This is a genomic window from Flavobacterium suncheonense GH29-5 = DSM 17707 (genome assembly GCF_000430025.1).
Taxonomy (GTDB): Bacteria; Bacteroidota; Bacteroidia; order Flavobacteriales; family Flavobacteriaceae; genus Flavobacterium; species Flavobacterium suncheonense.
Window position 1 is genome coordinate 24220 of sequence record NZ_AUCZ01000014.1, and the last position, 12981, is coordinate 37200.

Annotated in this window: 12 protein-coding genes and 1 riboswitch; of the genes, 1 reads left to right on the plus strand and 11 read right to left on the minus strand. The window is 43.2% G+C overall.

Translation table 11 applies throughout. The annotated features are described in order from the left end of the window. Positions 1 to 40 precede the first annotated feature (40 nt). Genes aroA through G498_RS0108380 form a run of 5 tightly spaced genes read right to left on the minus strand, consistent with a single transcriptional unit; the run spans position 41 to position 4178 of the window. On the minus strand, positions 41 to 1285 hold the full coding sequence (aroA, locus tag G498_RS0108360) for a 3-phosphoshikimate 1-carboxyvinyltransferase (RefSeq protein WP_026980764.1): 1245 nt from the start codon (positions 1283 to 1285) through the stop codon (positions 41 to 43). Position 1286: 1 nt separating this feature from the next. After that, positions 1287 to 1613, minus strand: a complete 327-nt coding sequence (locus G498_RS0108365) for a nucleotide pyrophosphohydrolase (RefSeq protein WP_026980765.1) — start codon at positions 1611 to 1613, stop codon at positions 1287 to 1289. Next, entirely contained in the window at positions 1613 to 2065 is a 453-nt protein-coding gene (dtd, locus tag G498_RS0108370) for a D-aminoacyl-tRNA deacylase (RefSeq protein WP_026980766.1), read from the minus strand. Before dtd ends, G498_RS0108365 begins: the two co-directional genes overlap by 1 nt. Before the next feature lie 15 nt (positions 2066 to 2080). Next, positions 2081 to 3061 carry a ribosome small subunit-dependent GTPase A gene (gene rsgA / locus G498_RS0108375; RefSeq protein WP_026980767.1) on the minus strand — a complete coding sequence of 327 codons (981 nt, stop codon included), beginning with the start codon at positions 3059 to 3061 and terminating at the stop codon, positions 2081 to 2083. A 31-nt stretch (positions 3062 to 3092) separates the two neighbouring features. Next, positions 3093 to 4178 (minus strand): bifunctional 3-deoxy-7-phosphoheptulonate synthase/chorismate mutase type II, encoded by a 1086-nt coding sequence (locus tag G498_RS0108380; RefSeq protein WP_026980768.1) that lies wholly within the window; start codon positions 4176 to 4178, stop codon positions 3093 to 3095. 235 nt (positions 4179 to 4413) lie between these two features. Between G498_RS0108380 and gldA the strand changes: the two genes are divergently transcribed. Beyond that, entirely contained in the window at positions 4414 to 5313 is a 900-nt protein-coding gene (gldA, locus tag G498_RS0108390; RefSeq protein WP_026980769.1) for a gliding motility-associated ABC transporter ATP-binding subunit GldA, read from the plus strand. A 4-nt stretch (positions 5314 to 5317) separates the two neighbouring features. Here gldA and G498_RS0108395 read toward each other — a convergent pair whose 3' ends face one another. The 6 genes from G498_RS0108395 to G498_RS0108425 all read right to left on the minus strand — a co-directional run bounded on the left by G498_RS0108395 (position 5318) and on the right by G498_RS0108425 (position 12539). Continuing rightward, complete coding sequence (locus tag G498_RS0108395; protein WP_035744768.1) at positions 5318 to 6058, minus strand: GIN domain-containing protein; 741 nt, start codon at positions 6056 to 6058, stop codon at positions 5318 to 5320. A gap of 2 nt (positions 6059 to 6060) precedes the next feature. Continuing rightward, complete coding sequence (locus tag G498_RS0108400; RefSeq protein WP_026980771.1) at positions 6061 to 7152, minus strand: acyloxyacyl hydrolase; 1092 nt, start codon at positions 7150 to 7152, stop codon at positions 6061 to 6063. A 105-nt stretch (positions 7153 to 7257) separates the two neighbouring features. After that, positions 7258 to 7692 (minus strand): hypothetical protein, encoded by a 435-nt coding sequence (locus tag G498_RS0108405; protein ID WP_131387700.1) that lies wholly within the window; start codon positions 7690 to 7692, stop codon positions 7258 to 7260. A 126-nt stretch (positions 7693 to 7818) separates the two neighbouring features. Continuing rightward, on the minus strand, positions 7819 to 8775 hold the full coding sequence (gene metF, locus G498_RS0108415) for a methylenetetrahydrofolate reductase [NAD(P)H] (protein ID WP_026980774.1): 957 nt from the start codon (positions 8773 to 8775) through the stop codon (positions 7819 to 7821). Between the two features lie 99 nt (positions 8776 to 8874). After that, complete coding sequence (gene metH / locus G498_RS0108420) at positions 8875 to 11553, minus strand: methionine synthase (RefSeq protein WP_026980775.1); 2679 nt, start codon at positions 11551 to 11553, stop codon at positions 8875 to 8877. Next, a complete protein-coding gene (locus G498_RS0108425; protein WP_026980776.1) occupies positions 11553 to 12539 on the minus strand; it encodes a homocysteine S-methyltransferase family protein in 987 nt (328 codons plus the stop codon). Before G498_RS0108425 ends, metH begins: the two co-directional genes overlap by 1 nt. A 233-nt stretch (positions 12540 to 12772) precedes the next feature. Further along, a riboswitch (SAM riboswitch) is annotated at positions 12773 to 12876 on the minus strand. Positions 12877 to 12981: the final 105 nt, after the last annotated feature.

Consider the following 12981-nt stretch of genomic DNA (forward strand, 5'->3'; position numbering starts at 1 on the left):
AAATCGGATGAATTGCCTTGTCAGTAGGCTCTTTCAGCCTTCATTCCGTTGCTGAAATCTGAAAACCATTGTTTTTTAAGTCGTTCCAAAAGTCGGGATAGGATTTGGAAACCACTTCCGCATCTTCTATCGCTACCGGCACTTTTAACGCTAAAGGTGCAAAAGCCATGGCCATGCGATGGTCTTGGTACGTTTTCACGGTTTTGTTTTCATGAATGCTGCGTGAAGGTTTCAGATGCAGTGATTCATCGGTAACCGCAACTTCTGCTCCCAGTTTGGTCAACTCGTTTTTCAGGGCTTCCAGACGATCGGTTTCTTTGATTTTCAAGGTGTGCAAGCCGGACAAATCACAGCCGATTCCTAGTCCAAAACACGTTACTGCAATAGTTTGGGCTATATCGGGACAATTGTTTAGTTGAAGGTTCACTGTTGACCGTTCGCAGATTTTTACCTTAGAAAGGGTAATGGTACTGTTTTCGTTAAAAAGGGTTTCCACGCCAAAATCCCGATAAATTTCAACCAAAACCGCATCGCCCTGTAAACTGTTTTTCTTGTAACTCGACAAAGTAATTTGAGTTCCAATTTCAGATAAAGCCACAATCGAATACCAGTACGAAGCTGAACTCCAATCGCTTTCCACCGTTATCTGCTGCTTTCGGACCGAGATTTTGGGATTGACTTTAATACGATTGCCTTCAAAAGAAGTTTCAACACCGATCGTTTCAAGTAACGCCAAGGTCATTTTTATATAGGGAACAGAGGTGATTTTACCTTCCAAAGTTACTTCCAGACCGTTTGCTAATTTCGGGGCAATCAGCAGCAAGGCTGAAATATACTGACTGCTTACATGGGCCGGCAACGAAACACAGCTTTGCGTTAACTTTTTTCCTTTGATTTTAATCGGCGGAAAACCTTCAGTTTCCTCATATGAAATATCAGCGCCTAATTGTTGTAACGCTTCCACCAGAATTTGTATCGGACGTTCTTTCATGCGCGAAGAACCTGTCAACAACACTTCTTTCCCTTCCTGAAGGGCAAAAAAAGCCGTCAGAAAACGCATGGCGGTTCCGGCGTGATGCACGTTAACAGCTCTTGGGTTTTCCAACGGCGCTTCCAAAGCTTTTTGCATTACTGCCGAATCTTCAGAGTTTGAAAGATTGGCAATCGTTATAGTTGAATACAAAGCACGCAAAAGCAACAATCGGTTCGTCTCTGATTTACTTCCCGTTATTCGGACTTCCGACGGTTGACTTTTGACTGTTGACTTTTGGAGATGCAAATGCAAACTATTTCAGTTTTTCGTTGTTGTGATGACGGTCGTGATCGCGTTTGGTTTTCAAGTCCATCTTCTTGTCGAAAGCGGCTTGCAGATCGACACCGGTCTGGTTGGCCAAACACAACACCACGAAAACCACATCGGCCAGTTCTTCGCCTAAATCTTTATTTTTATCGCTCTCCTTTTCGGATTGTTCTCCGTAACGGCGCGCAATGATTCGGGCTACTTCGCCTACTTCTTCGGTAAGCTGCGCCATGTTGGTCAGTTCGTTAAAATAGCGGACGCCGTGGTTTTTGATCCAGTTGTCTACTTCTAATTGCGCATTTTTTAAATTCATCACTCTTTATTTTTCGTATCAATAATAATCGTCACAGGGCCGTCATTCACAAGTGCTACTTTCATGTCTGCTCCAAATTCACCGATTTGTACTTTTTTACCCAGTTCGGTTTCCATTTGCTTTACAAAACTTTCATACATCGGAATGGCAATATCCGGTTTTGATGCTTTGATATAGGAAGGCCGATTGCCCTTTTTCGTGGAAGCGTGCAGGGTAAACTGACTCACCACAATCACCTCGCCGTCGACCTCTTTAACAGAAAGATTCATCACTCCGTTTTCATCGCCAAAAATGCGGAGGTTGGCAATTTTTGCCGCTAACCAATTGCGATCTTCCTGCGAGGAAGCGTCTTCAATGCCCACCAAAATCAGGAGGCCTTTTTTAATTTCGGCGACTTTTTTTCCTTCAATGGTTACAGATGCTTCGGAAACTCTTTGTATTACAGCTTTCAAGGATTGAATTAAAATTTAGGATTGTCTTGTTTCGTCACTGGCTTTGCGGTCTGCCGCGTAATCGTCGCCGCGGTAATTTTCATCGTCGCCTTCTAAAATCTGCAGGTAACTTTTGTAACGCGACCAGGCGATTTCATCTTTTTCCAACGCGGCTTTCACGGCACAATGCGGCTCTTCTTTGTGCAGGCAGTTGTTGAATTTACACTGGTCTTTCAAGGCGAAAAATTCCGGAAAATAATCGCCTATTTCCTGTTTTTCCATGTCGACAATCCCGAAACCGCGAATTCCCGGGGTATCGATAATTTTGGCGCCGAACGACAAATCGAACATTTCGGCAAAAGTAGTCGTATGCTGTCCTTGCTGATGTTGCTCGGAGATCTCTTTTGTTTTGAGATTCAGTGTCGGTTCCAAAGCATTGACTAAAGTCGATTTTCCTACACCGGAATGGCCTGAAAACATCGAAACTTTACCTTTCATCATAGCTTTCAGCTCCTCCAATCCTTTGTTTTGCTGGGCCGAAACCCGCAAACATTTATACCCGATTTGCGAATAAATGTATTGCAGATAAAGCTGTTCGTCTAAGGTCGCTTCGTCGTAGGTGTCGATCTTGTTGAAAATCAAAACCGCTTCTATTCCGTAGGCTTCGGCAGTGACTAAAAAACGGTCGATGAAGCTCGTAGTGGTTGGCGGATTGTTAATCGTCACCAAAAGAAATACAACATCAATATTGGTGGCGATAATATGGGTTTGTTTCGACAGGTTCACCGATTTTCGGACGATGTAATTTTTACGGTCGTGAATGTTGGTGATTACTCCGGTAGTCACATCGGCCGTATCCTCCAGTTCATAATCGACTATATCGCCAACGGCAATCGGATTGGTGCTTTTGATCCCTTTCATGCGGAATTTCCCCTTGATGCGGCATTCTAAAAAATTGCCTGCTTCGGTTTTTACGGTATACCAGCTTCCGGTTGATTTATAAACTGTTCCTGTCATGAGTGCAAAGATATAATTTCTGAACAAAGCATTATTTCTCCCGAATCACTTTTTCCTGATGGCTGATACTCTCCTGATGCACCGCTTTAAACAGTTTCAGAATGAATTCCTCGCTCAGTCCTTTCTGTTCGCCTTCCTCAATCATTTTTTCCAGAATCTGATGCCAACGGGTGCTTTGCAAAACGGCCACGTTCTTTTCCTTTTTAAGCAAGCCGATCTGTTCGGCCACTTTCATGCGCTTGGCCAGTATATTGATGATTTTGCTGTCTATTTCGTCAATTTGGGCGCGCAATCCGGCTAATTTCTGATTGTAATCATCGGCATCATCGGTGGCTTTGCGGATTTTTAAATCGATGAAAATCTGCTTTAAAGCGTCCGGGGTAACCTGTTGTGCGGCATCGCTCCAAGCCTTATCGGGATTGCAATGGGTTTCAATCATCAAACCATCGTAATTCAGGTCTAAAGCTTGCTGCGACACTTCTAAAATCATATCCCGTCTGCCCGATATATGCGACGGATCGCAAATAAGCGGCAGATCCGGAAAACGGCTTTGTAATTCGATGGCCAACTGCCATTCGGGAATGTTGCGGTATTTCGTTTTCTCGTAGGTTGAAAATCCTCTGTGAATGACACCCAGTTTTTTAATTCCGGCATTGTACAAGCGCTCCAAACCGCCTAACCACAAGGAAAGGTCTGGATTGACCGGGTTTTTCAACAGGACAATTTTATCGGTATTTTTTAAAGCATCGGCAATTTCCTGCACCGCAAACGGATTCACCGTAGTACGGGCACCAATCCATAAAACGTCAATGTCGTGTTCCAATGCTAATTTTACGTGTTGCGCATTGGCCACTTCCACGGCAAGCAACAGCCCTGTTTCTGCTTTGGCTTTTTGCAGCCACTTCAGCCCGATTTCCCCAACGCCTTCAAATCCGCCCGGACGGGTTCTCGGTTTCCAGATTCCTGCTCTGAAAATAGATACATCCGAATCTTTCAGTTCGCGGGCAACGGCCAAAACCTGCTCCTCGGTTTCCGCACTGCAGGGGCCGGCAATTACTAACGGATGGGACAACTGAAAAGCCTCCAGCCAGTTACGCATTGATTTATTGTTTTCCATACGGCTACAAAATTAGGCTTTGCGGAGGAATTTCAAGCAAAAAAATCCCGATAAATGATTCCGATTGGCTATTCCGGAGTAGATTTAAGATTTCAGCATATCCCAACCAAATTACTTCAGGATTTTGAAGAGTCGTGTTTCGTTGTGACAATTGTAAAAATTATTGGTTTTATTTAAACATTTCGGTTTCCGAAACATTCATTTATTTTGTTACTTTTGCTTCAAATCGCGAATTATGTCTATTGAAGTTCAGAATATTTCCAAAAATTACGGCCAGCAGAAAGCACTGGACAGCGTATCATTTTCAGTAAAAAAAGGGGAAATCGTTGATTTTTTAGGTCCGAACGGCGCCGGAAAATCGACTCTGATGAAAATTTTAACCACCTATCTTACTGCCGATGAAGGAACGGCTTCCGTAAACGGACACAATGTGGCCGATTCGCAAAAAGATGTGCAAAAATCAGTAGGTTATCTGCCGGAGCACAACCCTTTGTATCTGGATTTGTACGTTAAAGAATATCTGGCTTTTAATGCCGATGTGTACAAAGTTGCCAAATCCCGTATTGACGAAGTGGTTGCTCTTACCGGACTAACTCCGGAAAGTCATAAAAAAATCGGAGAACTTTCGAAAGGTTACCGTCAGCGTGTAGGCTTGGCTACGGCCTTGCTGCACAATCCGGAAGTCCTTATTTTAGACGAACCCACAACGGGTCTGGACCCGAATCAGTTGGTGGAAATCCGTGATTTGATTAAGAATATCGGAAAAGACAAAACGGTTTTCCTTTCCACACACATCATGCAGGAAGTGGAAGCGATTTGCGACCGCGTGATCATCATCAACAATGGTAAAATTGTTACGGACAAAAACCTGGAAAAATTAGTTACCGAAGTGGAAGAACAGGTAATCGAAGTGGAATTTGACCAACCAATTACCGAAGAAATCCTAGCCGAACTTCCTCAGATTCACAGCTATAAAAACATTCAGAACAACATCTGGGAGCTGACTTTTAAAACCGAAGAAGACATGCGTCCGAACGTTTTCGACTTCGCACAAAACAAAAGTTTACGCACACTTCAGCTTACTTTGAAAAGCAAAAACCTGGAACAGATTTTCCGCGAAAAAACCAAAAAATAACCGATTAAGGGTAAACAATGTGGCCGGTGTAATGCTGTGTTACGTTTACCGTTTCCGGATGGTTTAACAGAACTAAATTTCCGTTGCTGTAAATATCCCCTTCAACCTTCAGAAGCGGTTTTAAAATCATATCGTTAGAGCTTCGTTGGAACACCTGTATGTTATTGGCTTCCAGATTTCCGCCTTCAAAACGCGGGTCGCCACCGTAAAAATTCACCACTACATTTTCAGCATTTCCCCGAATTCGGAAAATCGTGGTATTGTTGTTTTCCACCACTAACTGCTGGCAGTTTACTTCCATTGTAAAAATGTTCGACGCGGTCTTTCCATAAAGTCCCTGCTGAAGGGTTAATTCCGGGAAATTCAACACTCCGTTTGAAGAAACATTAAATTGGGACGCGGAATAGATTTTTTTTAAATCCGGAACCGTTACCGTGGCTTTTACCGGTTGCACCGTTCCCAAACTACATTCCAAATTGTTTTTTACATATAGTATGTTATCCGAAACCCGGGCTTCCATTTCGTCCATGACATTTTCGCCGGCGGAAAGCGTCACCGAAATTTCCGTTCCTTGCTGAACCACCAACTCCACACCTTCACTAATGTTAATTTGTTCAAAAAAGGGAACTTCCTGAACAACTGTAATGCTATTTCCGGCTTCGCGATAACAGGCCGGCATGAGTTCCGAACTGCAAGAACACAGCAAAAACAAAGTGACAACCGCAAAAAATAATTTTCTCATCATCTTTATAATCTTAACCCGACACCAAATTCAATCGCTTCCGCTCTGGAAATATGCGTTTTCAGGCTCACACCTGCCGAAATATTTTTGGTTATATAGTATTTCGCTCCCAAGCGCTGATACACTTTTCCAAACTTATTGGACGGATCGTACACATAATAGCCCATTTGCGTATCTATCGCTAATTTATTGATAAAAAGTTCATGTCCGGCAAAAACACCGACTCTTCGGTAATCCGCATTCGGGTCGTGATGCAGTTCAAAATAGGCAATCGCTTCATATCGGATAAATTCCCGCAGATACTCCATCCAGAAAACATCGGCACCGAACTGCAAGGCACTTTTCTGATTGATACGCTTGTCTACATACAACGAGGCCACGTAAAACGGATACTGCCCGCTGTTGATCACATCACTTTCATTCACACCGGTCCGGAATACGGCATTGTAACGGAGCGGTTCCGTAAATTTCTCTTTTTCATGCGGAATATACGCAACAGAATCTTTGGTAACCAACTCGTAATTCAGCCCTATGTTAAACGCAATGGTGTTGGTACTGGTGTTCGGCGCGTGCAAATTAGCGTTGGAATGGTGCACGAAATTCATTCCCGCCTGCACACCAAGCCCTTTCCAGATGTTCGGCTTGTGATAATTGAGCATAAAATAAGTCGAAGGCATATAATGCATCCCGTAGGCCTGATTTCGGTAGTTCGTTTCCCGGTCGTACGGATTGGTATTATACGCAATCCCTTGACCGACACGCAATTGCAACCTTCTGTTTAAAAAATAAAAATTAAAATGACCGTACAAGCCGTACAGATTCCCCAACTCGGGATTTTTATTGTCCTGATACTGAAAAGAAAGTCCGTAATCCGGATAATTGTACCAGGCTTCCCATTTTTGGGAACCAAAGGTTTTGCGGTTGAAACTGATGATGCCTCCTTCCGGATGACCTTTAATCAAATGCAGGATATTGGTGTGATGCGGCAGAATACTCCCGTAGAAATAGCTGGCATCTATCGAATATTGTTTCAGGTTTTTTTCCTGAGCCAACAACGAAAGTGAAAAAAAGACAAAAACGTAGGGTAAAAATCGCATTGTGTTTTTTGAAAATCAGGCAAATATAAGAGAATATTCTTCCTCTGAAAACAAAAAAAACCGATTTGAAATTTCAAATCGGTTTGTACATACTGTATAATTTTGTTATCGCATCAACTCTGCATATGCTCTTTGGTCAAACTGACGGTTTTTCAACAGATAAGCGCGATGCAACTCATGGTACTCCAACACCATCACCGCCTTTACGCTTACCATAAAGTCTTTTTTCAAAACCGCATTGGCCGTTAAATTTTCAATCGTTGCCCCGTAATTTTTTACCGCGGCTTTCACAAACTTAAGTGCACTGCGTTCGTCACCGGACTCAAAAAAACAATCCGAAATCTCATAACAAATTGCCTGAGCCGTTTCTTTCTCATTTTCTTTTTCCTTTAACGCTTTTAGATAATATTTTACTGCCATTTTATAGTCCGCTTCCTGTTTGAACTTGCGGGCCGTTTCTATATTTATGATGTATTCGTTAGCCAACATGTTGGCAGTGGCAGCGAAGAAGAAAACCAGCAGGAGTAGTATTTTTTTCATAATCGTAGCTTTTGGGGTTGTACAATTGTTGAATCCTTATAAAGATAGAAATTATTTTGAACAAAACAACATCTTTTATATAAAAAATAAACAAAATAACAAATTAAACCACGTTTTGTTACAAAATTAAAAAACCTGCGAAGCGATTTGACGAATATTCTCCGATTTCCCCATCGAATAATAATGCAGTACCGGAATTCCGGCTTTCTGCAGTTCCTTACTTTGGGCGATACACCATTCGATCCCTATTTGCGAAACCGCTTCGTTGTCTTTAGCTTTCACAACTTCCATGATTAAATCGTCCGGCAAATCCACTTTGAAACGGTGCGGAATAAGGTTGAGTTGTTTTTTGGTCGAAATCGGTTTCAGCCCCGGAATGATGGGCACCGTAATTCCCGCCGCCCGGCATTTGTCTACGAACTCAAAGAATTTTTTATTGTCGAAAAACATTTGCGTGATGATGTAATCCGCGCCGTTTTTGATTTTCTGCTTTAAGAAATAAATGTCACTGTCCAGACTCGGTGCTTCCATGTGCTTTTCAGGATAACCCGCCACACCGATACAGAAATTGGTTTTGTTGGTGTTCTGCAAATCAGCATCCAGATAAATTCCGTTGTTCAGGTTGTTGATTTGCGTAACCAGTTCCGAAGCATAGGAATGTCCTTCTTTTTCGGGTTTGAAATAGATTTCGCTTTTTACGGCATCGCCTCGTAAAGCCACTACGTTGTCAATCCCGAGAAAATCCATGTCGATTAAAAAATTCTCGGTATCTTCTTTGGTAAAACCACCACAGAGAATATGCGGAATGGCATCTACCTGATATTTATTCTGAATCGCCGAACAAATCCCAACCGTTCCCGGACGTTTTTTTACGATTTTCTTTTCCAGCAAACCGTTGGGCAATTCTTTGAATTCATACTCCTCACGATGATAGGTCACATCAATAAAGGGCGGCTTAAATTCCATTAACGGTTCGATGTTATCAAAAATACATTGAATATTCTGTCCTTTTAACGGTGGCAAAATCTCAAACGAGAATAGCGATTTTCCGTTGGCTTTTTCTATATGTTGGGTTACTTTCATTTTAAATCTTGAGTTATAAGGAATAAGAGATAAGAGACAAGTCGTGTTCTACTACATTTTACATATGCCTTGTCCCTTGTCCCTTTTCCCTCTTTACTATTAATCTGCTATATTCGGATTCAGCCATTTCGCGGCGTATTCATAAGTACAGTTTCTTCTTTGGGCGTAATCGCGTACCTGATCTTCCTTTATTTTTCCGAGTCCGAAGTATTTACTTTCCGGATGTCCGAAATAGTAACCGGATACTGATGAAGCCGGCCACATCGCCATACTTTCGGTTAACGTTACGCCTATTTTTTCTTCTACATTTAACAAACTCCAGATAGTCGGTTTCTCCAAATGATCGGGACAAGCCGGATAGCCCGGAGCTGGGCGAATTCCTTTATATGCTTCTTTGATTAATTCTTCATTCGACAAATGTTCTTCCGAAGCATAACCCCAGATTTCCTTACGGATTTTCTCGTGTAAATATTCCGCAAAAGCTTCTGCAAAACGATCGCCCAGAGTCTTTACCATAATGGAACTGTAATCGTCGTTGGCTTCTTCAAATTCTTTGGCTTTTTCATCCACGCCGAAACCTGTTGTGACACAGAATGCGCCCATGTAATCGGTTTTTTGCGTTTCTTTCGGCGCAATAAAATCGGCTAAGGCAATATTCGGAGCACCAACCGTTTTTTGCGATTGCTGCCGAAGTGTTAAGAACGTTTCCAACACGTTCCCGTTTTCGTCGTACAATTCAATATCATCGTCGTTCACCTGATTCGCAGGAAAAATGCCGTAGATTCCTTTGGCTTCCAACCAGTTTTCCTCTAAAAGTTGTTTCAACATTCGTTGGGCGTCTTCAAACAAAATTGTTGCTTGTTCTCCTACTATATTATCGGTTAAAATCGCTGGATATTTTCCGAACAATTGCCAGGATTGAAAAAACGGTGTCCAATCGATATAAGGCACCAAATCTTCCAATTTTACTTCAATGGTTTTTGTCCCGATGAAGTTTGGTTTTTTAGACTGAAATGCTTCCCAATCCAACTGCAGTTTATTGGCTCTGGCTTTTTCAATGGTATGATAACTCTTTTCGCGCTGACGGTTCAAAAACGTTTCACGGAAGGCTTCGTATTCTGCACGAATTGTACTTGCGTATATTTTTTTGTCTTTATTCAGAAGATTTCCCGCTACCGTTACCGCTCTCGACGCATCATTTACATGAACTACGGTTGACTGATATTCCGGAGCAATTTTCACGGCGGTATGAGCTCGCGAAGTCGTTGCGCCACCAATCATGATTGGGATTTTGATGTCGCGTTTGTCCATTTCTTTGGCCAAATACACCATTTCGTCCAACGAAGGCGTAATCAATCCGCTTAAACCGATGATATCTACCTTTTCCGTCACAGCCGTTTCGATAATTTTCTCCGGTGGCACCATCACCCCTAAATCAATGATTTCAAAATTGTTACAGGCCAACACAACGGAGACAATATTTTTGCCAATATCGTGCACGTCGCCTTTTACCGTTGCCATCAGGACTTTTCCGGCGGAAGTAGTGGTTCCGTCTTTTTCCGCTTCTATATAAGGGAGCAGATAGGCCACCGCTTTTTTCATCACCCGTGCGGATTTGACTACCTGAGGCAGGAACATCTTACCGGTTCCGAACAAATCGCCCACCACGTTCATCCCGGCCATCAGATTGATTTCGATGACTTCGATGGGTCGTGTGACCAATTGGCGTGCTTCTTCCACATCTGCTTCGATAAACTCGTCGATGCCTTTCACCAAAGCGTGTGTGATTCGGTCCTGCAACGAACCGTTTCGCCACTCCTGCACGGCTTTTTCATGGGATTTTGCATCGCTTTTATAACTTTCGGCTAATTCCAGAAGGCGTTCGGTCGCATCGTCGCGTCGGTCTAATAAAACGTCTTCGACATATTCCAATAAAACAGGATCGATTTCGTCGTACACTTCCAGCATTTCCGGATTCACAATTCCCATCGTCATTCCGTGTTGGATCGCATGATACAGGAACGCGGAATGCATCGCTTCACGTACTTTATCATTCCCTCGGAACGAGAACGAAACATTACTCACCCCGCCAGAAATATTGGCATACGGCAGGTTTTCACGAATCCATTTGGTGGCTAAGAAGAAATCCAGCGCATTACGACGGTGTTCTTCCATACCGGTAGCAACTGGAAAAATATTCGGGTCGAAAATGATGTCTTCTGCCGGGAAATTAATTTCGTTGACTAAGATGTCGTACGAACGCTTACAGATTTCGATACGGCGATCGTAAGTATCTGCCTGACCGACCTCATCGAAAGCCATCACGATAACGGCAGCTCCGTAGCGTTTTACCAATTTTGCATGATGCAAAAAGGCTTCTTTTCCTTCTTTTAAACTGATGGAATTCACCACACATTTCCCCTGTGCGACTTTCAAACCTGCCTCGATGATTTCCCATTTGGAACTGTCGATCATTACAGGCACGCGGGAAATATCAGGTTCGGAAGCAATCAGGTTTAGGAATTTGGTCATCGCATAAACGCCGTCCAACATTCCTTCGTCCATGTTGATGTCGATGATTTGCGCACCACCTTCCACCTGGGCGCGGGCAATATCCAATGCTTCTTCGTATTTCTCTTCTTTGATTAAACGCAGGAATTTTCGCGAACCGGTTACATTGGTGCGCTCGCCTACGTTTACGAAATTGGTTTCGGGCGTTACGATTAACGGTTCTAATCCCGATAGTTTTAAATATTTGTTACAAGCTCCTTCACTCATTATGCTTCCTCCAGTACTCTTGGTTTGTAATGGGCAGCTACTTCTGCAATCAATTTGATGTGCTCTGGTGTGGTACCGCAACAGCCGCCTATGATGTTGATTAAATTATCGTCCAGATATTCTTTGATTAACGCCTGCATTTCTTCCGCCGTTTGGTCGTATTGACCGAATGCGTTAGGCAATCCCGCATTTGGGTGTGCCGAAATATTAAATGAAGTGTTATGCGCCAAACGTTTCAGATACGGTTTTAACTGATCGGCTCCTAAAGCGCAATTGAACCCGACGCTTAACAACGGAATGTGCGAAATTGAAATTAAGAATGCTTCCACGGTTTGCCCGGATAAGGTTCTGCCGGAAGCATCCGTAATGGTTCCTGACACCATAATTGGGATGTCGATGTTGCGCTCTTCTTTTACTTCTTCGATAGCAAAAAGGGCCGCTTTGGCGTTTAAGGTGTCAAAAATCGTTTCCACCAATAAAATATCGCAACCGCCTTCGATTAAGGCTTCCGCCTGCTCTTTGTAGGCGATGCGTAACTCGTCGAAAGTCACCGCACGAAATCCCGGGTCGTTGACGTCGGGACTCATGCTGGCGGTCCGGTTGGTTGGACCGATGGAACCGGCTACAAAGCGCGGCTTATCGGTGAATTCGTTTGCTACTTCTCGGGCGATTTTGGCAGATTGGTAGTTTAACTCGTAGACCAAATCTTCCATGTGGTAATCCGCCATGCCGATGGTGGTTCCGGAAAACGTGTTGGTTTCCGCGATGTCGGCGCCGGCTTCGAAATAGGCGCGGTGTACGGCTTTCACGGCTTCGGGTTGGGTTAACGACAACAAATCGTTGTTTCCTTTTAACGGATACGCAAAATCTTTGAAACGCTCACCCCGGAAATCTTCCTCTTCGAATTTGTAGCGTTGCAGCATCGTTCCCATCGCTCCGTCGAGGATGAGGATTCTTTCTTTTATCGCTTCGTGTAGTTTTGACATATTTTTAAAGCTTTCAGCCGACAGCCCTTAACTGTTAGCCATTACAAAAATTCAATTCGTTTCATTGTTAGCCCCGATAGCAGCGGCATCCTTTTTGGTGGCTGAGGCTCTCGAAGTCACCAAAAAGATACAGCGGATAGCGGGAATACGGATCGCAAAAAAGCCCAAGCCCTTCGCTCCCAATCCTAAAAAATATGTTATCCTGAAAATCAGAGAGATACCTGAAAAGCATCCTGTTATCTGTCCTGCTAAAGCGAGGTAGAATGTAGCACCTTCTACAAGCGTAGGGTTGCTAAGGCTTCGTCGGGTCTAGTCCCTCTGCCTTTCGTGATAACGTCAGTTTGTATAAGAACGCTGCAAAGCTAAGAATTAATTTTAAATTCGGAAATATTTTCTAAATATTGATTTTAAAACCAACTATTTTAGATTTTTATTCTGATGT

Excerpts from the sequence above, each read along its gene's own strand:
- G498_RS0108365 (WP_026980765.1), bottom strand. The coding sequence starts at position 1,613 with ATGAATTTAAAAAATGCGCAATTAGAAGTAGACAACTGGATCAAAAAC.
- rsgA (WP_026980767.1), bottom strand. The coding sequence starts at position 3,061 with ATGACAGGAACAGTTTATAAATCAACCGGAAGCTGGTATACCGTAAAA.
- G498_RS0108380 (WP_026980768.1), bottom strand. The coding sequence starts at position 4,178 with ATGGAAAACAATAAATCAATGCGTAACTGGCTGGAGGCTTTTCAGTTG.
- gldA (WP_026980769.1), top strand. The coding sequence starts at position 4,414 with ATGTCTATTGAAGTTCAGAATATTTCCAAAAATTACGGCCAGCAGAAA.
- G498_RS0108395 (WP_035744768.1), bottom strand. The coding sequence starts at position 6,058 with ATGATGAGAAAATTATTTTTTGCGGTTGTCACTTTGTTTTTGCTGTGT.
- G498_RS0108400 (WP_026980771.1), bottom strand. The coding sequence starts at position 7,152 with ATGCGATTTTTACCCTACGTTTTTGTCTTTTTTTCACTTTCGTTGTTG.
- G498_RS0108405 (WP_131387700.1), bottom strand. The coding sequence starts at position 7,692 with ATGAAAAAAATACTACTCCTGCTGGTTTTCTTCTTCGCTGCCACTGCC.
- metF (WP_026980774.1), bottom strand. The coding sequence starts at position 8,775 with ATGAAAGTAACCCAACATATAGAAAAAGCCAACGGAAAATCGCTATTC.
- metH (WP_026980775.1), bottom strand. The coding sequence starts at position 11,553 with ATGAGTGAAGGAGCTTGTAACAAATATTTAAAACTATCGGGATTAGAA.
- G498_RS0108425 (WP_026980776.1), bottom strand. The coding sequence starts at position 12,539 with ATGTCAAAACTACACGAAGCGATAAAAGAAAGAATCCTCATCCTCGAC.